This window comes from Curtobacterium sp. PhB137, assembly GCF_003814955.1.
GTDB lineage: Bacteria > Actinomycetota > Actinomycetes > Actinomycetales > Microbacteriaceae > Curtobacterium.
In genome coordinates this window covers 173,025-193,372 of the sequence record NZ_RKQO01000009.1, presented here as the reverse complement: position 1 = coordinate 193,372, position 20,348 = coordinate 173,025, and the positions used below count along the sequence as shown (strand labels likewise).

Sequence of the window (20,348 nt, the reverse complement as noted above, 5' to 3'; positions counted from 1 at the left end):
GGAGTCCTTCCGGAAGCGGTCGTCGCTCGAAACGGAGCAACGTTCCGGAACGATACGGAACAGCGCTCCGGATTGCAAGCGAAACGGATCGGCGTTCCGTTCCGGGTGCAGGCCGTGCGATGATCGGGGGATGAGCACGCCGTCGAACGACACCGCGCCCTCGAACGACACCGCGCCGTCGAACGACACCGCGCCGCCCCGGCGTCGCCGCGACGTCGAACGGAACGAGCGGACGATCCTCGACGCCGCAGCCGGTGTCTTCGCCGCGTCCGGCGTCGGCGCGCCGGTGCGCGAGGTCGCCGCCGCCGCCGGCGTGGGAGTGGGCACGCTCTACCGGCACTTCCCGACCCGCTCGGACCTGGTCGTCGCCGTCTACCGGCACCAGATCGAGGCGCTGGCCGAGGCCGGCCCCGTGCTGCTCGACTCGGCACCGACGTCGTTCGACGCGATCCTGCGCTGGGTGCACCAGTTCGTCGACTTCCTCGGCACGAAGCACGGCCTGGCGCGGGTGTGGGAGGGCGACGCCGACGGCTTCACCGCGCTGCACACACTGTTCGTCGACGAGCTCGTCCCGGTACTCGGCCGCATGCTCGACGCCGCGCGGGGATCGGGCGAGGTGGTCGCGTCGGTGTCGCCGTACCAGCTGCTCCGCGCCGTCGGCGACCTGGTCGCGTGGAGCCCCCAGGACCCGGACTACGACGTGCGGACGATCGTGACGCTGCTGGTCACCGGCCTGCGGCAGGCGCAGCCGCCGGTCACCCCCGCGCCGGAGACCGGCGCGTAGCGCGCCGACGACCGACGCGGAGCGCGCCCGGTCAGACCGGCGCGTAGCGCGCCGACGACCGACGCGGAGCGCGCCCGGTCAGACCGCGTGCAGCATCGCCACGGTCCGGTCCCACAGCTCTCGGGCCAGGTCGGCGTCCTGGGCCTGCGCGTTCGGTACCGCCACCTTGCGCTTCACGTAGTACTCGCCGGTCGGGTAGTCGCGACCGGGGGTGTTGTCGGCCAGGTACACGAGCGTGTCGGCGCCCTTCTCCGGGGTCGTCAGGAACACGTGGCGCAGGGGCGTGTGGTACACGAGGTACATCGGCGAGGTCTTGTCGTTCGAGAACCCGGTGCTGATCGTGCCGGGGTGGAACGCCGTCGACGTCACGCCCTGGTCGCGGTACCGGCGGTCGAGTTCCTTGGTGAACAGGATCTGCTCGAGCTTCGAGTCGCCGTAGGCCTTGGTGGCCCGGAAGTGCCGCTGGGCGTCGAGGTCGTCGATGTCGACGCGGCCGAAGAGCTTGTTCGCGACGCTCGAGGTGTTGATGACCGTTCCGCCGGACGCGACGAGCCGGTCCATCAGCAGCTCCGTGAGCAGGAACGGCGCCAGGTAGTTGACCTGGAACGTCAGCTCGTGACCGTCGACGGTGACCTGGCGGCCCGCGCTGAAGATGCCGCCGGCGTTGTTGGCCAGCACGTCGATCCGCGGGCAGCGTTCGAGTAGGTCGTCGGCGAGCCCCCGGACGGCGGACAGGTCCGAGAAGTCGGCCACGAAGTGGTCGACGCCGAGGTCGCGGGCCACCCGCTCGGTCTTGGCAGGGTTGCGGCCGACCACGACCACCTCGTTCCCGCGGCGGACGAGCTCGCGCGCAGCGGCGACGCCGATGCCGTCGCTGGCGCCGGTGATGACGATGGTCTTCGCGGCCATGGGTGCTCCTCGGGTCGGGTCGGGGCGAGCGTGCGCTCGGCTCCGTCCGTCCTACAGGGTCGGCCCTGAACGGTGCACGTGACGGACGGGAGGCAGGTGGCAGGCCCGCCACGGGCCTCCCGTCCGCCGCCCGGTCGCCGCTCAGGCCGCGCCCGGCCCCGCCAGGTCGGCTGTCTGCACGACGACGCCGAGGGCGGGGAACACCGACCGGAACCGGGCGGCGTGGGCGTCCGGGTCCGGGTCGTTGGTGGCGTCCTCGACGAGGACGACGTCGTAGCCCAGGTCGTACGCGGCCCGAGCCGTGGACTCGACGCCGAAGGTCGTCGCCTGGCCGACCACGACCACCTCGGTGACGCCGTCGGTGCGCAGTCGCTCGTCGAGACCGGTGCCGGCGAAGGCGCTCCACCCGCCGCGGGTGATGTTGCCGTCGTCGTCGGCCCGTTCGAGCAGCAGGGAGCCGTAGGCGACCGGAGCCGGGCGGGGCCCGCCGCCGTACTGGGTGGCGCCTGCCGGGGTCGCGGCAGGGTCGTGGCGGATGAACACCACCGTGCCGCCGCCACCACGGGTGGCGCGGGCGAGGGTCTCGACGTTGGCGAGGACGGCCTCGACGGGGTGGGTGCGCTGGTACGGCGCGGTCCCGGCCTGCAGGTCGACGACGATCAGGGCGGTGTGTTCGGTGCGGGTGCGGGTCACCGGTCCAGGGTCCTCGATCGTCGGGCGCGGCGCGTACTGCGTCTGCGGTATCCCGGTCGGTCCGCCCGGAGTAGTCCGGCACTGCTGGGCCCGGCGAGGCTCGGAGCATGGCCAGTACCGGAGTCCCTCGGACCGATCCCCACGCATCCGTCCTCGTCGTCGGCGCCTCGGCTGCCGGTGTCGCGACGGCCGAGGCGCTCCGCCGCCACGGGCACGTCGGCCGGCTGACACTGCTCGACGGCGAGACCGAGGACCCGTACGACCGGCCACCGCTGTCGAAGCAGTACCTGGCCGGGCAGATCGGCGCCGACGCCCTGGTGCTCCGCTCGACCGAGCAGATCGCGGGCCTCGACGCCGAGTTCGTGCTCGGGGACCGCGCGGTCGCCCTCGACGTCGCGACCCGAACCGTGACCACGACGAGCGGCACCACCCGTGCCGCCGACCACGTCGTCATCGCCACCGGTGTCACGCCGCGTGCGATCCCGGGGGTCGGACTCGACGGCGTGCACGTCCTCCGCACCCGGGCCGACGCGGACCGGCTCCGAGCGGGACTGCAGACGCTGCAGGGGCCGCTGCTGGTCCTCGGGAACGGCGTGCTCGGCAGCGAGGTGGCACAGACCGCCGCGTCCCTCGGCGTGGACGTCACGCTCGCGGGCAGCATCCGTGCGCCGATGTCCGGGCAGCTCGGCGGGTTCGGCTCGCAGTTCCTCGCGGCACAGCACGAGGCGGCCGGCATCCGGTTGCTCGGCGGGGTCCGCGCCGCGCGGGTGCGCGGCCGGAACGGTCGCGCGGACACGGTGGAGTTCGTCGACGGCCCGAGCCGTGCGGCCGACGTCGTCGTCGTCGCCGTGGGGTCCCGCCCGACGACCGGGTGGCTCGAGGCGTCCGGCTTGGAGGTCACGGACGGCGTCGACTGCGACGCGTTCGGAGCCGCTGCACCCGGCGTCTGGGCCGTGGGCGACGTCGCCCGTTTCCACCACGTCGGAATGGGGCGCTCGATGCGGCTCGAGAACCGCACGAACGCGACCGAGATGGCGCAGGTCGTCGCCGGAAACGTCCTCGGGCGCCGCGTGCCGTACACGCCGGTGCCGTACTTCTGGACGGACCAGCACGGCACCCGCGTGCAGGTCTTCGGGCAGATGACCTCGGCCGACCGGGTCACCGTCGTCGACGGGCACCCCGAGGACGGCCGGTTCGTCGCCGTGGCCGAACACGCCGGTGAGGCGGTCGGGGCACTCGGGTGGGGGATGCCGAAGCAGGCGCGGATCGCCAGCATGCGCCTGCGTCCCCGGTACGTGCCGGGAGCGGCGTCTGCGGCGTCTGCGGCGCCTGCCTTGTCTGCCGCGCCTGCCGCGCCTGCGGTTTCTGCCGCCGAGAGCCCGGCACCGGTCGGCTGACCGGTGCCGTCCGCTCCGGTCGCCTGACCGGGGCCGTCACCCGAACACAGAGGAGCAGACCATGACCGACCCACCGATCACCGTCGACCGACCGGACACGTTCCCGATGGACCGGCGGACCGCCGGGTGTCCCTTCGACCCGCCGCCGGCGGCCCGCGTGCTGCAGGAGGACGGCCCCGTCCACCGCGTGACGCTGGCCGACGGCCGCGAGCCGTGGCTCGTCACCCGCTACGACGAGGGCAAGCAGGTGCTGTCGAGCCTGTCGGTCAGCGCCGACGCGGCCAACCCGGGGTACCCCTCCGCCAGCGCCTCGGGCGGTGGCGGCGGGCTGTCCTTCATCCTGATGGACGACCCCGACCACGCCCGGCTGCGGCGGATGGTGACCGCGCCGTTCGCGATCAAACGCATCGAGGCGCTCCGCCCCGTGGTGCAGCGGATCACGGACGACCTGATCGACCAGCTGCTCGCCGGCCCGAACCCGGTCGACCTGGTCGAGGCGTTCGCGCTCCCGCTGCCGTCCCTGGTGATCTGCGCCCTGCTCGGCGTGCCGTACGAGGACCACGACCGGTTCCAGGCGCACTCGAAGACCATCATCCGCCGCACCACGACCGACGACGAACGGCAGCAGGCGTTCCGCGAGCTCGGTGCGTACCTGACGTCGCTGCTCCGCCGCAAGACGGCGGAACCCGGCGACGACCTGCTCACGGACATCGCCGCCCGGGTCACCGTCGGCGACATGACCGAGGGCGAGGCCGTGCAGATGGGGATCCTGCTGCTCATCGCCGGGCACGAGACGACCGCGAACATGATCGCCCTCGGCACGCTCGCCCTGCTCGAGCACCCGGACGAGCGCGACCGCCTGCTCGACGACCCCGAACCGGCGCTGGTCGCCTCGGCGGTGGAGGAGCTCCTGCGCTACCTGACCATCACGCACGACGGACGCAAGCGCGTGGCGACCGAGGACCTCGACGTCGCCGGTACCACGATCCGCGCCGGTGACGGAGTGATCGTCGCGACGGACCTGGCGAACCGGGACCCGGACGTCTACCCGGACCCGGACCGGCTCGACCTGACCCGCAACCCGCGGAACCACGTGGCGTTCGGGTTCGGCGTGCACCAGTGCCTCGGCCAGCCGCTCGCCCGGGTCGAACTGCAGGTCGTGTACCCGACGCTGTTCCGTCGGATCCCCACCCTCGCTCGCGCGGTCCCGCTCGACGAGGTCCCGTTCAAGCACGACGGTGCCGTCTACGGGGTGTACGAGCTCCCCGTCACGTGGTGCCCCGTCGACCACCACACCACCACGAGCGCGAGCTCGACCACCGGAGGGAACGAATCATGAAGGTCATCCTCGAACAGGACAAGTGCGTCGCGAGTGGCCAGTGCGTCATGGCCGCGATGGACGTCTTCGACCAGCGGGACGAGGACGGCATCGCCGTCCTGCTGACCGACGAGGTCGCCGACGACCAGGTCGAGGCGGTGCGGCACGCCGCAGCGGTCTGCCCGGCCCTGGCGATCCGCCTGGCGGACTGACCCGTCGGTTCCGTACACACGACGGCCCGGTGGGGATCCCACCGGGCCGTTTTCCTGTGTGCGTCGTGCGCGGGGCTCCGCCGCCGTCACGACCCGTCGGCCGGGTGCGTGCACGCGTCGATCGCGGCGTACTCCCGGCTGAGTGCGGTCTGGTTCCGCTCGGTGCGCCACGACCGGATGCCGGGCGCTGCGGCCACGGCGGCGATCCACACGCCGGCACCGACGAGGACCGGCACGAGCGTCGGGTCCCCGCCGAGGGCGAGCAGACCGCCGAGCGCGACCGCCAGCACGGCGACCGCGGAACCCGCGGTGGCGACCACACCAGCCAACCGGGCCGGCTGCTGCTCGAGGGCGGCGATCCGGGCCAGCGCCCGCTCGGCACGGCGCTCGAGGAGCGGTCGTGCCGGGTCGGGCCGGGTGCGCAGCCGCTGGAGCAGCAGGGACGTCGTGCCGAGCCGTCCGCCCTGCACGGTCACCGTCCAGCCGAACTGCTCCAGGGTGTGCCGGTGAAGCGGCACGAACGCGGTCGGTGCGTACAGCACCCGGGTCTCCAGATGGCGGGGGACCGGCGCGTGCAGGACAGCGTCTTCCCGGGCGATGGTGTTCGTCATCGGGCTCGGCCCGCGCTCAGGCGGTCCGGCGGCGACTGGCCGCCTCGCACGCGCCGTAGACGACGTCGAACTGGCGGTCGACGGCCGGACGGATCCGCTTGGTGCGCGCCGCGCGGACGAGCTGGAAGGCCACGGGAGCGATCGCCCAGTTGACCAGCCCACCGGCCCCGACGAGGAACACCGTGACCGGGTCGAGCCCGCCGAGCAGGTCGGGGACCGCCACGGTGTCCTGCATGGCGAACACCGAGGCGGCCAGCAGGACGCTGCCGATCGCGCCGAGCGCGTACGCGACCACCGACGCCGCGGTCGTGCGGGAGCGTTCGAGGGCGTCGATCGTGCCCAGGGCGGTCTCGGCGTTCTGCTGGAGCTCGGTCAGTTCGACGGAGCGGACGGCACGGTCGCGGCGGAGGCCGAGGGTGTGCCGGCGGTGCAGTGCGCCCGTCCGGTCCGAGCCGTCGGACGTCCACCCGAAGTTGCGGTAGGTGTCCGCGTACAGGGCGTCCTTGCCGCGCGGGACGTCGACCGTGCAGTAGTCGTACGTGGTGGCAGCGGGAGCGGCGGTGTTCGTCAGCGTCATGGTGGGTCCTCCGGTCGGTGCCGGATCGTTCCGGCCTGGTGTCGATCGTCCCGGGGACGGGCCGCGGGCAGGTCCCCGATCGGTGGTACCCCCGACTACTGCGTTCGCAGTAGCCGGACCGCTGACCCGCACGACAGGATGAGTGCATGCGGCGACTGCGAGCGATCTGGGGTTCGTGGCGTCCGGACGACCGCTGGGTGTTCCGCGGCACCGCCGCCGTCGTCCTGCTCGCGTGCGCGATCGAGTCGGGCCGGGTGATCGCGGCCGATGCCGGCCCGGGGCCCGGCATCGCGGTCGCCGCGACCGTGCTCGCCGTCGTCGCGGCGCCGTGGACACCGTGGACGGCGCTCGGCCTCGCCACGGTCGCGCCGGTGCTCGGTGGCCTGTCCGGGTGGTCGCCGATCGTGACCTGGAGCTGCGCGGTGCTGCTGCTGTTCGCGGTGTCCTCGCGGCAGGGGCACCCGGTCCGCGCCGCGGCGATCGTCGCTCCCGGCGTGGTCATCGGCACGCTCCTCGCGCCGGGGGAGGGCGGTGCGGTACCGACCGCCCTCGGCGCCCTCATCTCCGTCGTCGCCGCGGCGGCCATCGGCTCGGGGCTGCGGGTGCAGCACCAGTACCGGGCGTCGTTGGAACAGCGCGCCGCCGATGCCGTCGCCACGCGGGAACTCGAGGCCGAGCGCCGCGTGGCCGAGGAACGCGTCCGGATCGCGCGGGACCTGCACGACGTCATCGGGCACGAGATCGCGGTGGTCAGCATGCAGCTCGGGGTCGCCGAAGTCACCCTGCCCGCCGGGGCCGACGAGGCCCGGCGTGCGCTGGATGCCGCCCGGGACGGCGTGCGGAACGTCCTGACGGAGACCCAGCACGTCCTGACGGTGCTCCGTTCGGCGTCGGGCAGCGGCGCCGACCTCGACGACCCGACGGCTCCGGCCCCCGGCATCGAGCAGCTCCCCGGACTCATCGCGTCGTACGAACGGATCGGCCTCGACGTCGATGCCCGACTGGACGACGTCGGCCCGGTCTCCGTGCCGATCGGTGTGACGGTCTACCGGGTGGTGCAGGAGTCGCTCACCAACGCCCACCGACACGGCGAGGGCCGGACGACCGTCACCCTCGCCCGCGCCGGTGACGACCTGGTGCTCGAGGTCCGCAACCCCCGCCGGCGGACCCCGGCGAGCGACCCCGTCGCAGGCCGGAGCAGCGGGCTCGGTCTGGTCGGCATGCGCGAGCGCGTCGCCGCCGTCGGAGGGTCCGTCCAGGCCGCGGCGGACGGCGTGCTGTTCGTCGTCCGCGTCCGCCTGCCCACCGCGAACGGAGCACGATGACCACACGAGTGATCCTGGTCGACGACCAGGACATGATCCGACTGGGGCTCCGTGCGATCCTCGACCGCCAGGACGGCATCGAGGTCGTCGGCGAGGCCGGGGACGGGCTCGTCGCGGTGCAGACGGCGCTGTCGGTCCCGGCGGACGTCATCATGATGGACATCCGGATGCCGGGCATCGACGGGGTCGAGGCGACCCGACGGATCCGCGCCGAGCGCACCGCCGAGCAGGTGCGCATCGTCATGCTGACGACCTTCGACCAGGACGAACTCGTCTTCGCGGCGCTGCGTGCCGGGGCGAACGGGTTCCTCAGCAAGGCCGCGGGGCCCGCAGAGCTCGTCGCGGCGATCGAGGAGGTGGCAGCGGGCGGAGGGGCGCTGTCCGCGGCGGCCGCAGCGGCGCTCATCGGACAGGTCGCCCGCACCCCCGCGTCCTCCGTCGACCCGGAGATGACCCGGCGCTTCGAGGCCCTCACCGCTCGCGAGCGCGACGTCGTGGTGATGGTCAGCCGAGGTCAGGGCATCGACGCCATCAGCGCCGAGCTCTTCCTCTCACCACTCACGGTCAAGACCCACGTGAACCGGGCCATGGCGAAGGTCGACGCCCGCGACCGGGCCCAACTCGTGGCGTTCGCGTTCCAGGCCGGCCTGGTCGACTGAGGTCGCCGCCGGCCGAACCCTCGCCGCCGGCGCTTCCGGGAACCGTCGCAGCGCCATCGCGAGCCCGATCACCGCAGCCACACCGCCGAGGAACACCCCGCTCGCACCCGTGGACGCAGCAGCGTCCTCGGCGCTGCCCGCGAACGAGAGCAGTGCCGACTGGGTCAGCACGAGCAGGACCACCGCGGCGGCGACGTTCACGAGCTTCGTCGCCTCGACGAGTGGTTCCCCGTCCTTGCGCGCGGTCACCGCACCCCAGACCCCGATGCCCAGCTCCGCGAACGTCGCCGCCGCGATGACGATCGCCACCCACTGGTCGTAGTGCACGGGGTGCGCCCTCCCGATGAGCATCGGCACGCTGCACCCGACGAACACGACGGACATCGCGGTCACCGCACCCCCGATCCACCGGTGTCCGGCCTGCCGGAACCGCATCCGGTCGCCGTTCAACGCATCGAACGCGAACGACAGTCGGTGCCGACGGACGGCCCAGACCTTCGCGGCCGCGACCCCGAGCGTGAAGACCACGGTCGCGGCGAGGAACAACGAGGGGGCCGCGCAGAACAGGACGACCTTCCACCCCGCCATCACGAGGCTGCTCGGCACCGACAGCACGGCGAGCACGAGCCCGCGCCGCGGCCGATCCCGCCACACCGTGACGGCGTACTGCACGGCGACCTTCCTGGTCACCGGCATCAGTCGAACGTGACGACGACCTTGTCGGCCGCCCCGGGGGTCGCAGCCACCCGGAGGGCCTCGAGCACGTCGCTCGCCGGGAAGACGTCGCTGACGATCTGCGCGTACGCCTCAGGGTTCGCGATGATGTGCTCGGTGACGTCGAAGATCTCGGTCGGGTACCCCATCGCGGTCACGATCGTCGGCTCGACGGCCAGCAGGTCACCGAAGTCGACCTCCACCGGCCGCTTGTGCACCGCCACGACGCCGATCGTCGCGCGGTGCTTCGCCAGGCGCAGCGCCGTCTGCACGGTGGCCGGCACCCCGGCGGCGTCGAGCCAGACGTCGGTGCCGGACTTCCCGCCGTGCCCCACGCCGTCCCGTGCTTCGCCGTGCAGGGCGATCAGGCGCTCGTCGAGCGGCTCGTCCGCCGAGTTCACGACGGCATCGGCTCCGACGAGCAGGGCCTTCTCGAGCCGCGACGCGATCACGTCGACGACGACCACGTGCCCGACGCCGAGCGCCTTGTAGCTGAGCACGGCGCCCAGCCCGATCGGGCCGGCACCGAACACGACGACCGTGTCGCCCGGTCGCGGCGCGGTCCGGTTCACGGCGTGCAGGGCGACCGCCATCGGTTCGTTGAGCGCGGCCACCTGCCAGGGCAGGTCCTTCGGGACCAGGGCGATGCTGGTGCCGAGCGCGGCCTGCTCGACGAGCAGGAACTCGGAGAGCCCGCCGGTGGGGCCGCCGTTGCCGATGATCCCGCGTGGGTCGCCCATCGGGTTCACCACCACGTGGTCCCCGACGGCGATGCCCTCGACCGCGTCGCCGACGGCGGCCACCTCTCCGGCGACCTCGTGCCCGAGGGGCGTGTGCCCCTCACGCGGCGGGATGCCGCCGCGTGCAGCGTAGAAGGCGTCGGAGCCGCAGACCCCGCACGCCTTGACGGCGATCAGGACGTCGGCGGGGCCGACCTCGGGGACGGGCTCGTCGCGGATCTCGACGGATCCGGGGCCGGTGACGACGACGGTGCGCATGGTGCTCCTCACGTCACGAGCACGGGCGGCTCGGGACGGAACCATCTGACCAAGACGGCGACCTGCGCACGTACTGCGATCGCAGTAGCGCCGGGTCATCGGACTGGAGGCACGTGGCGGGCGCGCCACGGGCCTCCCGTCAGCTTGGTCGTCGGTTCAGGGCCGCTGTGCCGGACCGCGCCGCAGGGCGCGAGCCGCGAAGGCCTCCAGCGCCTCGATGAGCGCTTCGGCGATCCAGATCCGATTGCGTTGCTTCGAGTTCGCCGGTCGGAGGACACCGCGTTGCACCAGGGTCTCGACGGCACGGTACGCGGTCGGCGCAGCGACACCGAGACGATCCTGGATGAGACCGGCGTTGAGGACCGGATGTTCGATCGCGAGGTCGACCAGGGCCCGCGCTCGGTTGTCGGAGCGGAGATCCGAAGTGGCGTCGGCCCAGCTGACACGCACGGCGCTGACGTCCGAGGCGAGTCGTCTGCCCGAGGCGACCGCGAACCAGGCCGCTTGGGTGAACGCCCGCACGATGGCGTCGACGTCGCCGGCGCGGTAGGCCGTCAACGCCTCGTAGTACCCATCGACGTCGTGGAGCAGCCCCGCGGACACGGGGACGGCGATGTTCTTCGTCACACCGGCTTGCCGCAGCATCGCGTGCACCAGTGCCCGGCCAGTGCGTCCGTTGCCGTCGGGGAACGGGTGGATCGTCTCGAACTGGGCGTGCGCGATCGCCGCGTGCGCGAGCGCCGGGACGTCGAGCCGCCGCACGAACCCGACCAGATCGGCCATCGAATCGCCGACGCGGCTGTGGTGCGGCGGCACGAAGGCCGCTTCGTGCGGACTGAACTCCGTGCCACCGATCCACACCTGCTGCTGGCGGAAGCGGCCCGTCATCTGCGGCGCCGAATCGGAGAGCAGCGCTTCGTGCATCTCGATCACCGCGGCTTCGTCGATCTGGTCGCTGAGCGCCAACGCAGCTTGCATGGCACGGACATTGCGGACGATCAGGGCTGCGTTCCCGCTCGTGCGCTCACCGAGCTCGCTCTCGGCGATCGCGCGTGCGCCACTGGTCAGGTTCTCGATCTGGGACGACGACGCGGACTCGCTGCGGAGCAGCATGGACGCGAACGGCAGGACGGACGAACCGAGTTCCGCGTCGAACCGTCCGATCGCGACCGCTGCCTCAGCGGCGTCCGCGAGCACGTCCGGGGACACTCGGACGCTCGTGCTGGCGATGGTCGGCACGACGGCAGCCGTGTACGGTCCACGTGCTGCCAGGCGAGCGCGTCGGGATGTGCCGCCGTCGTCCTCCACGGCGTGCCATGAGCGCTGTTCATCCTGCAGGGCAGCCCACCCAGGACGTTCGAGATCACCGGAAGGGTCGCTCACCCGTTCATCTCCGCTCGCGTTGGTAACACTTGCGACGAATATAGAACCAACACCATCGGTTCGCTAACTTCTCTCGGTCGATCCTTCCCGTGCCGCGCGCTCGTCCACCACGTCCACCCGCGCCAGTACGTTGGCGAACCCGCGCCGCCCTCGGGTGGCGAACAGCCCGATGACCGCCGCGACGGCGAGGGCGAACGCCAGCAGGCCGGTGAAGGGCAGCGCGGCGGCGCTGGCCGTCGCCCACCCGCCGGAGCCCGCGGCCCACCGCACCAGGCGCTGCCAGGCCGTCGGCCGGGGCTCCGGCCGGAGCCGGACGACCGCCTCGCCGAGCGTGCGCCCGGACGCGAGCACCACGATCAACTGGATCGCCGGTGCGACGAAGGGGAACGTGGCGAGCAGGACCTTCGCGAGCGTGGAGTTGAGGTCCTGTCCGGCGAGGGCGAACGACAGGCTCGTGATCGACACCAGGGCGCCGCTGGTCAGCACCATCGCCAGCAGGTCGCAGAACATCCCGAACCCGCGGCGCCAGATCGTCACGCGGCGGGGCAGGTCCGACGACGGCTCGCCCCGGTGCCGGACGAGCACCCAGAGCACGGGGGAGACCAGCGTGCCGACGAGTGCTCCGGTGGTGTTCGCCAGCAGGTCGTCGACGTCGAACAGTCGGTACGAGCACGGGTACAGGAACCAGTCGCCGGTCAGCTGCGTGCACTCGATGAGCAGCGAGACCAGGAGCCCGGCGACGGTCCCGACGACCACACCGGCCAGGAACCGTCCGTGCAGGAACACGTGCCGCACGAGCATGCCGAGGGGGACGAACAGGATGACGTTGAAGACCACCTGCGCCGCGGCCGGGTTCGCGAGCAGGGACCGGGGGCCGGAGAGCCCGCCCTCCTTCGCGATGTCCCCGACGAACGCGAACGGCGTCAGCTGCGGTCCGGAGGCGGCGCGGCAGATCGCCGCGACCTCGCTGGTGTCGGGCAGGGGCAGGAGCGTGTACGTGACGAGGGCGAGCCCGTAGACGACGGTGGCGAACGCCAGCACCGCGTTGCCGACGCCGAGGGTGCCCCGGCGTCGGTACTGCAGCGCTGCCCACGGCACCAGTCCGGCGATCGCGATCGCGGACCCGACGAGCAGCGCGATGACGGCAGGGGTCGCGGAGGTCATCCCTCGACCCTAGGGATCCCGTGGGACACGCGTCCGGCTGCTGGTCGTGCCGCGACTCGCGAGAGGATGGCGGTGTGACCACCGCGACCAGCATCCTCGACGCGATCGTCCGGCACGTCGACGACACCGGCTTCGGCGCCCACGGCCTGCACGTCCGCACCCGTGGCGGCACCGCGGACGACGTCGCCGAGCACCGCTGGACGCCCGACGTGCGCGAGGAGATCCACTCCGCGGCGAAGGGCGTCTGCGTGCTCGCCACCGGGATCGCCGCCGACGAGGGTCTGGTGGACGTCGACGAACCGATCGCCGCATCGCTGCCCGGGTTCGAGTTCGGGAACGGTGTCGACCAGATCACCCTCCGGCACCTGCTCACGATGACCAGCGGGATCGACATGCCCTGGTCGGCGACCGAGCTGACCGACTGGCCGGACCTGGCGGCCGAGTTCCTGCGGCGGCCCTCGCGGGGTCGCGTGTTCCAGTACGCCAACGTCAGCACCTACACCGCCATGCGCGTGCTCGAGACCCGCGTCGGCGACGTCGGCGCGTTCGTGTCCCGACGCCTGTTCGACCCGCTCGGCATCGAGGACGTGGAGTGGCTGCGCTGCCCGAACGGGTACGTCGCCGCCGGTGAAGGACTGGCGCTCCGGACAGAGGAACTCGCGCGCCTCGGTCGGCTCATCCGCGACGGTGGCGTGGTCGACGGGCAGCGCATCGTCGGCGCCCGCTGGTGCGACGCGATGCACTCCGACTGGGTCGAGCGCGAGGGGACCGGACCCGGGTACCACCGCTACGCGATGGCCGGATGGGGCGGTCCGGGGCAGCTGTGGCGGCTGCACGGCGCGTACGGGCAGATGCTGCTGTTCGACGACCACCCCGACGGCGACACCGTGGTCACGATCACTGCCGACGACCACTTCGGCGCCGACGCCATGGCCGCGTTCGTCGCCGACGAGCTCGCCCGGCAGCGGTAACCGGCAGCGGTGGCCGGCAGCGGTAGCCGGCAGCGGTAGCCGGCAGCCGTCGCTGGCAGCCGTCGCGTCCTCGCCGTGCGAGGATCGATCAGTGCAGGAACAGACTCCCGTCGCGATCATCATCGCGGCCATGAGCGAAGAGGTCTCCGCCTTCGCCGACCTGTTCGGCGGGGTCCCGATCCTCGACGGCCCCGTCGGCGGCCACGACCCGCACCAGCTGCTCGACATCGGCGGCGCCACCGTCGCCGTCCGCCGCAGCGGCATCGGCTTCACGAACGCGACAGCCGCCGTGGCACACGGCTTCCACGATTTCGGACCCGGCATCCCCGTGATCAGCGTCGGGACCGCCGGCGGCCTCATGCACGGCATCGCGATCGGTGACGTCGTCGTCGGCGACCGGTACGTCAACCTCAACGCGGACGCCACCGCGTTCGGCTACGCCCTCGGCCAGGTGCCCGGCATGCCGACCGGGTACGCCCCGGACGCCCGACTGGTCGAGCTGGCGATGGCCGCCGACATCGCCTGGCCGCTGCGCTCGGCGACGATCGGCTCGAGCGAGGTCTTCGTCACCGAGGGGCGCGCCCGGACGCTCCGCGACGCCTTCCCCGACGTGGCCGCGGTCGACATGGAGTCGGCCGCCATCGCCCAGTTCGCCCACGTGCACGACATGCCGTTCGTGTCGGTGCGCTGCATCAGCGACCTCTGCGCCCCCGACGGTGCCGAGTTCCGCGAGCACCTGGACGGCGCCGCGGCGCGCGCCGCCCGCGTGGTCCACGACCTGGTGCGCGGCCTGCGTCCCTGAGGCCCGGCCCGCCAAAGCGACAATCCTGCGGCACGGGGCACCGTCCGTTCCGGCATCGCGACAGATCTCCGCGAACAGTTCGCGGCACGCTGTCGCTTTCGCGGATGTGGGCCCGGCCCGCTGTCGGACGGGAGGCGCGGTGCGGGCCCGCCACGGGCCTCCCGTCCGCCCCCGGCGCACGTCGAGAGCCACGGTGCGCACGCATGTGCGCCACCTGCGAGCGCATCCCGCGCACGGTGCGATGATGAGCGGCGGCCGTCGCCCGGACGGCCGGAGACGGAAGTGCCGAGCGTGACCGAGACCCGCTCCGAGACCCCGACGGAACCGTCGAAGCCGACGGACCACACCACCCCCACGACCGAGGCCACCGACGACGGCGGCCACGGTCCGCGCAAGGGCGTCGCCGTCCTGGCGCTCGCCGCACTCGGTGTCGTGTTCGGCGACATCGGGACGAGTCCGCTCTACGCCCTGCGCACCGTGTTCACGATCGACGACGGCCTGGTGAAGGCGAACCAGGAAGACGTCTACGGCGTCATCTCGATGATGTTCTGGAGCATCACGATCATCGTCTCGATCAAGTACGTGCTGATCCTGATGCGCGCCGACAACGACGGCGAGGGCGGGGTGATGGCGCTCGCCGCCCTGGCCCGCCGGCTCTACGCGAAGCGTCGCGGTGGCGCGGTGATCTTCCTGGTGATCGGCATCGTCGGGGTCTCGCTCTTCTACGGCGACTCCGTGATCACCCCGGCGGTGTCGGTGCTGTCCGCGGTCGAGGGGCTCGGTACCGCAGCACCGTCGGTGGAGCACCTGATCGTCCCGATCGCCGCCGTCATCCTGGTCGTGCTCTTCGCGGTGCAGCGCTTCGGCACCGGCAAGGTCGGCAACCTGTTCGGCCCGGTGATGCTGCTCTGGTTCGTCGTGATCGCCGCCGCCGGCGTCCCGCACATCCTCGAGCACCCCGGCGTCCTGCAGGGGCTCTCGCCGACGTGGGCGATCTCGTTCGCCTTCGCGCACCCGTACATCACGTTCGTGGCGATGGGGGCGGTGGTGCTCGTCATCACCGGTGCCGAGGCGCTCTACGCCGACATGGGGCACTTCGGACGGTCGCCGATCCTGAAGGCCTGGTTCTTCGTGGTGTTCCCGGCGCTCGTCCTCAACTACCTCGGGCAGGCGTCGCTGGTGCTGCGCGACCCGTCGGCGGCGAAGGACCCGTTCTTCCTGCTGTTCCCGGACGCGTTGCGACTGCCCGTGGTGGTGCTGGCGACGCTCGCGACGGTGATCGCGAGCCAGGCCGTCATCTCCGGGGCGTTCTCGCTCACTCGCCAGGCGGTCCAGCTCGGGCTGTTGCCGCCGCTCACGATCCGGCAGACCTCGCGGCGGGAGAGCGGGCAGATCTACCTGCCCGCGGTCAACCTCTTGCTGTTCATCGGCGTGCTCGCGATCATGCTGGCGTTCCGGTCGTCAGCGAACCTGGCCACCGCGTACGGGGTGTCCGTCACCGGAGCCCTGGTCGTCGACACGCTCCTGCTCCTGCTCGTCGTCCGCCCGCTGTGGAAGTGGGCGACCTGGAAGCTCGTGGTCGCGGCGGTGGCGTTCGGCGGCCTCGAGCTGACCTTCCTCGCCGGCAACCTGTCGAAGATCATCCACGGTGGTTGGGTGCCGCTCCTCATCGCGCTGGCGGTGATCACGGTGATGACGACGTGGCGCCGTGGCCGGGCGCTCGTGCAGGAGGAACGCAAGGAGCGCGAAGGGTCGCTCGCCGACTTCATCGACCGGATCAACCACGAGCACATCCCGCGGGTGCCCGGGGTGGCGGTCTTCCCGCACCCGAACAAGGAGACCACGCCGCTGGCGCTCCGGGCCAACGTCGAGCACAACCACGTGGTGCACCGGACCGTCCTGATCGTCTCGGTGCTCACCGCCAACGTGCCGCACGTCCCGCACGCGAAGGCGTTCTTCCGCGACGACCTCGGCTACGAGGACGACGGCATCGACCACATCACGGTGAAGTTCGGGTTCTCGGACGACCAGGACCTGCCGAAGGCCCTGCACGCCGCCTGCCTGGCCGAGGTCCTGGACATCGACCCGGAGGAAGTGCTCCGGGCGTCCTACTTCATCTCCCGCGGGGCCCTCCGTCCGATGCCCGGCAACCGGGGGATGGTGGCCTGGCGGAAGAAGCTCTTCGTCGGCCTCGCGCACAACGCCGCCGACCCCGCAGCACGCTTCGGTCTCCCCGCGCAGCGCACCGTGACGATGGGCAGCGACGTCGAGATCTGACCGCGTCGTCGAGATCTGACCGCGTCGTCGAGATCTGACCGCGTCGTGCACCGGCGTTCTGCATCGGCATCCGCATCGGCATCCGCATCCGTAGAGCGCAGGCCCCCGTTCGGGGGTGATGGTCTTGTGCACCCGTTCAGGGTTACGCTCATCGGAACCACACCACAGCTGCAGGCAGCATCACCAACTGCCGGACCAGCACCAGGATCAGGAGCGAAGCCACATGAGGCTTGGAGTACTCGAGCGCGCCCAGAAAGACCCACGGGCGTCCACTTCCACCCGATGGTCAGGCCGGAGCAAGGGCGTCGCGATCGTCACCGCAGCCCTCCTCGGCGCTGGCGGCAGCATCCTCGCCGCCGCCCCCGCGACGGCAGCGCCCGTCGCGTCGACCGGGCAGGGGCGCTTCCTCAGCGGCTCCGCGCTCGGATTGAACCTCGACGACATCCTCACCGTGACCCCGGCGGACGCGGTCAACACCGGCGGGGCCACGGACACCGACGTCCACCCGCTCGACGTCACCGCCCTCAACGCGGTCAACGTCAACCTGGGCGGGGGCCTCAACCTGCTCGGGAACAACGGCATCCTCACCCTCGGAGCCGTCAACCAGTACGCCGCCGCCAACGCCGACGGCAGCTCCGTCGCCGCGTCCGGCGCGGTCACGAACACCGGCGGGATCGGCGTCGGCGGCCAGGACGGCGTCCCGCAGTCCAACGCCACGCTCGATCTGTCGGGCCTCATCGGGGCCGACCTGGCGGGCGCCCTCGCGAACGCCCAGCTCGAGGTCGGCGCCGTCTCGGCCACCGCCGCGCAGGCAGCCGGCCCGGACGGTGCGCAGACGGGCGACTACGGCATCGCCGGACTCGACCTGTCGCTGACGAGCCCCGCGCTCGGCACCACCGTCTCCGGTCTCCGCACCACCCTCGGCACGCTCCAGCCGACGGTCGACGGCGTCGAGGACACCCTGAACGCGCTCGGACCGCTCGTCCAGGTCCAGGGCCTGCCCGACCTCGTCACGGTGCTCGACTCGGCCACCGGCGACGTCACCAGCGCCGACGGCTCGATCACGGCGAACCTGCAGACCGGTGCGATCACGGTCGACGTCGCCGCAGTGCTGACGAACGCCGGCCTGGACATCAACAACCTGCCGGCGAACACCGAGCTGCTGCCGTACATCACGGAGGCACTCACGACCCAGCTCCTGCCGGCGGTCACCACCGCGCTGCAGGGGGTCGTGACCCAGCTCACGCAGTCGCTCCGCGGGCTCACCGTCACGGTGGCCGGGATCCCGCTGCCGATCGGCCAGCTCCTCGACGTCGTGAACCCGGTCATCGCGCAGGTCGTCGCCCCGATCAACCAGGTCGTCGCCGGCCTCGGTGAGACGGTCATCACGCCCCTCGCCAACGCCCTGACGACCGTCGTGTCGCTGCAGGCCAACGTGCAGGAGACCAGCGCCGACGGCGTCTTCACCCAGCGTGCCCTGCGCGTCGCACTGGTGCCGGCCGCCGGCACCGCCGTCGTCAACCTCGCCTCGGCTGCGGTCGGCCCGAACGCCGGTCCGCTCGCGGTCCCGACCATCACCACGCTCGACCCGGACAACGGGCCGGTCGCCGGTGGCACGGTCGTCACCGTCACGGGGACGGGCTTCACGGACGACGCCACGGTGTCGGTCGACGGTTCCGACCCGATCGCGGCGGACTCCGTCTCGGACGACGGCACCGAGCTGACCTTCACGACGCCGGCGCACGTCGTCGGCACGGTCGACGTCACCGTCACCACGCCCGCCGGTGAATCCGACCCGCTCGACTTCACGTACACCGACGACGCGGCCGCGGTCCCGACCATCACGACGCTCGACCCGGACAACGGGCCGGTCGCCGGTGGCACGGTCGTCACCGTCACGGGGACCGGTTTCACGGACGACGCCACGGTGTCGGTCGACGGTTCCGACCCGATCGCGGCGGACTCCGTCTCGGACGACGGCACCGAGCTGACCTTCACCACGCCGGCGCACGACGCCGGGACGGTCGACGTCACGGTCACGACGCCTGCCGGCACCTCGGACCCGCTCGACTACACGTACAACCCGGCTCCCGCAGCGGTACCCACGCTCACGACGCTCGACCCCGACAACGGGCCGGTCGGCGGAGGCACGCTCGTCACCATCACGGGCACCGGGTTCACCGACGACGCGACCGTCTCGGTCGACGGGTCCGACCCGATCGACCCGGAGTCGGTCTCCGACGACGGCACCGAGCTGACGTTCACGACCCCGGCGCACGCCGCCGGTCCCGTCGACGTGACGGTCACGACCGACGCCGGGACCTCGGACCCGCTCACGTACACCTACAACCCGGCACCCGCCGGGGCTCCGACGCTGACGGCGCTGGACCCCGACAACGGTCCGGTCACCGGTGGCACGGTCGTCACGGTCTCCGGCACGGGCTTCACCGACGACTCGACGGTCTCGGTGGACGGTTCCGACCCGATCACGCCGGACAGCGTCTCGGACGACGGCACCGAGCTGACGTTCACGACGCCGGCGCACACCGCCGGTGCGGTCCCCGTGACCGTCACCAACGGCTCCGGCACCTCGGCGCCGCTGCCGTACACGTACAACCCGGCTCCGGCCGCGGTCCCGACGATCTCCGCGCTGGACCCCGACAACGGTCCGGCCGCGGGTGGCACGGTCGTGACCGTCACGGGCACCGGTTTCACCGACGACTCCACGGTCTCGGTGGACGGTTCCGACCCGATCACGCCGGACAGCGTGTCGGCGGACGGCACGACGCTCACCTTCACGACCCCGGCGCACGCTGCCGGTGACGTCGAGGTCACGGTGACGACCCCGGGTGGCACGTCCGACCCGCTGGTCTACACCTACAACCCCGCGTCGACCACGACGACCCCGCCGCCGGTGATCACCTCGCCGACGGACGGTGGCACCGTCACGACGCCCAACCCGCCGATCACCGGCACCGGTCAGCCCGGCGCGACCGTCACGGTCACCGACGGCACGGTCGTCGTCTGCACCGCGGTCGTCGCGGCCGACGGCACCTGGAAGTGCACCCCGATCGTCGGCTTCGGCCCGGGAACGGTGACCATCACCGCCACCCAGACCGGCGCAGACGGCACCTCGGCGGCGTCCGACCCGGTGACGTTCACCGTCCGCCTGGCAACCGCCGGGACCGGTGGCGCGGGTGGTGCCGGCCCGAACGGGACGCTCGCCTACACCGGTAGCGACCCGGCCCCGGTGATCGCCTTCGCGATCCTGCTGATGCTCGCGGGCGTCGGGCTCACCATCGCCCGCCGCTTCCGTCGGGCCTAGTCCGCACCACCAGCAGCGCCCGTCGGGATCCGTCCCGGCGGGCGCTGCTGCGTGCGTGCGCGTGCGTGTGCGTTGGCGTGTGCGTTGGCGTGTGCGGTGCATGCGTGTGCATCATGCGACGGGGCACCGGTTGATCGACGCGTGGAACGTCGGAACATGCACACGCAGCAGATGCGTGTGCATCCTGCGACAGGGCACCGGTTGATCGACGCGTGGAACGTCGGAACAT

18 protein-coding genes are annotated in these 20,348 nt (G+C 72.2%); 10 read left to right on the top strand and 8 right to left on the bottom strand.

Annotated features, from left to right (window positions below):
• The first annotated feature begins 130 nt into the window (after window positions 1-130).
• Entirely contained in the window at window positions 131-784 is a 654-nt protein-coding gene (locus EDF28_RS17180; RefSeq protein ID WP_123939147.1) for a TetR/AcrR family transcriptional regulator, read from the top strand.
• Window positions 785-862: 78 nt separating this feature from the next.
• Here EDF28_RS17180 and EDF28_RS17175 read toward each other — a convergent pair whose 3' ends face one another.
• Together EDF28_RS17175 and EDF28_RS17170 are read right to left on the bottom strand one after the other, a co-directional pair.
• The gene (locus EDF28_RS17175; protein WP_123939146.1) at window positions 863-1,693 is read right to left on the bottom strand and encodes an SDR family NAD(P)-dependent oxidoreductase; all 831 of its coding nucleotides are present in this window, start codon (window positions 1,691-1,693) and stop codon (window positions 863-865) included.
• A gap of 141 nt (window positions 1,694-1,834) precedes the next feature.
• The gene (locus tag EDF28_RS17170; protein ID WP_185094283.1) at window positions 1,835-2,386 is read right to left on the bottom strand and encodes a cysteine hydrolase; all 552 of its coding nucleotides are present in this window, start codon (window positions 2,384-2,386) and stop codon (window positions 1,835-1,837) included.
• Between the two features lie 107 nt (window positions 2,387-2,493).
• Between EDF28_RS17170 and EDF28_RS17165 the strand changes: the two genes are divergently transcribed.
• From EDF28_RS17165 to EDF28_RS17155, 3 genes are all read left to right on the top strand, one after another.
• The gene (locus EDF28_RS17165; RefSeq protein WP_123939144.1) at window positions 2,494-3,783 is read left to right on the top strand and encodes an NAD(P)/FAD-dependent oxidoreductase; all 1,290 of its coding nucleotides are present in this window, start codon (window positions 2,494-2,496) and stop codon (window positions 3,781-3,783) included.
• Between the two features lie 61 nt (window positions 3,784-3,844).
• Window positions 3,845-5,122: a cytochrome P450 gene (locus tag EDF28_RS17160; protein ID WP_123939143.1), complete on the top strand. Its 1,278-nt coding sequence runs from the start codon at window positions 3,845-3,847 to the stop codon at window positions 5,120-5,122.
• Complete coding sequence (locus EDF28_RS17155; protein ID WP_123293815.1) at window positions 5,119-5,313, top strand: ferredoxin; 195 nt, start codon at window positions 5,119-5,121, stop codon at window positions 5,311-5,313. The genes EDF28_RS17160 and EDF28_RS17155 overlap by 4 nt, the downstream gene beginning before the upstream one ends.
• An 86-nt stretch (window positions 5,314-5,399) precedes the next feature.
• Here the strand turns inward: EDF28_RS17155 and EDF28_RS17150 are convergent, their stop codons facing one another.
• Both EDF28_RS17150 and EDF28_RS17145 read right to left on the bottom strand, forming a co-directional pair.
• Window positions 5,400-5,924: a hypothetical protein gene (locus EDF28_RS17150; protein ID WP_123939142.1), complete on the bottom strand. Its 525-nt coding sequence runs from the start codon at window positions 5,922-5,924 to the stop codon at window positions 5,400-5,402.
• A 16-nt stretch (window positions 5,925-5,940) separates the two neighbouring features.
• On the bottom strand, window positions 5,941-6,501 hold the full coding sequence (locus tag EDF28_RS17145) for a hypothetical protein (protein ID WP_123939141.1): 561 nt from the start codon (window positions 6,499-6,501) through the stop codon (window positions 5,941-5,943).
• 146 nt (window positions 6,502-6,647) lie between these two features.
• On the opposite strand from EDF28_RS17145, the gene EDF28_RS17140 reads away from it, so the two are divergent.
• A complete protein-coding gene (locus EDF28_RS17140) occupies window positions 6,648-7,826 on the top strand; it encodes a sensor histidine kinase (RefSeq protein ID WP_123293818.1) in 1,179 nt (392 codons plus the stop codon).
• On the top strand, window positions 7,823-8,485 hold the full coding sequence (locus tag EDF28_RS17135; protein WP_123293819.1) for a response regulator transcription factor: 663 nt from the start codon (window positions 7,823-7,825) through the stop codon (window positions 8,483-8,485). Before EDF28_RS17140 ends, EDF28_RS17135 begins: the two co-directional genes overlap by 4 nt.
• On the opposite strand, the gene EDF28_RS17130 is transcribed toward EDF28_RS17135, so the two are convergent.
• The 4 genes from EDF28_RS17130 to EDF28_RS17115 form a co-directional block, all read right to left on the bottom strand.
• The gene (locus EDF28_RS17130) at window positions 8,378-9,175 is read right to left on the bottom strand and encodes a hypothetical protein (protein ID WP_123939140.1); all 798 of its coding nucleotides are present in this window, start codon (window positions 9,173-9,175) and stop codon (window positions 8,378-8,380) included. The genes EDF28_RS17135 and EDF28_RS17130 overlap by 108 nt on opposite strands.
• A gap of 5 nt (window positions 9,176-9,180) precedes the next feature.
• Window positions 9,181-10,197, bottom strand: a complete 1,017-nt coding sequence (locus EDF28_RS17125) for a zinc-binding dehydrogenase (protein ID WP_123939139.1) — start codon at window positions 10,195-10,197, stop codon at window positions 9,181-9,183.
• Between the two features lie 156 nt (window positions 10,198-10,353).
• Entirely contained in the window at window positions 10,354-11,436 is a 1,083-nt protein-coding gene (locus EDF28_RS17120) for a Fic family protein (protein ID WP_260155070.1), read from the bottom strand.
• 207 nt (window positions 11,437-11,643) lie between these two features.
• A complete protein-coding gene (locus EDF28_RS17115) occupies window positions 11,644-12,744 on the bottom strand; it encodes a VanZ family protein (protein WP_123939137.1) in 1,101 nt (366 codons plus the stop codon).
• A 74-nt stretch (window positions 12,745-12,818) separates the two neighbouring features.
• On the opposite strand from EDF28_RS17115, the gene EDF28_RS17110 reads away from it, so the two are divergent.
• The 4 genes from EDF28_RS17110 to EDF28_RS17095 all read left to right on the top strand — a co-directional run bounded on the left by EDF28_RS17110 (window position 12,819) and on the right by EDF28_RS17095 (window position 20,119).
• Window positions 12,819-13,715 carry a serine hydrolase gene (locus tag EDF28_RS17110; protein ID WP_123939136.1) on the top strand — a complete coding sequence of 299 codons (897 nt, stop codon included), beginning with the start codon at window positions 12,819-12,821 and terminating at the stop codon, window positions 13,713-13,715.
• Between the two features lie 91 nt (window positions 13,716-13,806).
• Entirely contained in the window at window positions 13,807-14,517 is a 711-nt protein-coding gene (gene mtnN, locus EDF28_RS17105; protein WP_123939135.1) for a 5'-methylthioadenosine/S-adenosylhomocysteine nucleosidase, read from the top strand.
• A gap of 291 nt (window positions 14,518-14,808) precedes the next feature.
• On the top strand, window positions 14,809-16,794 hold the full coding sequence (locus EDF28_RS17100; RefSeq protein ID WP_185094282.1) for a potassium transporter Kup: 1,986 nt from the start codon (window positions 14,809-14,811) through the stop codon (window positions 16,792-16,794).
• Between the two features lie 223 nt (window positions 16,795-17,017).
• Window positions 17,018-20,119 (top strand): choice-of-anchor G family protein, encoded by a 3,102-nt coding sequence (locus EDF28_RS17095; protein ID WP_123939134.1) that lies wholly within the window; start codon window positions 17,018-17,020, stop codon window positions 20,117-20,119.
• The last annotated feature ends 229 nt before the right edge of the window (window positions 20,120-20,348 follow it).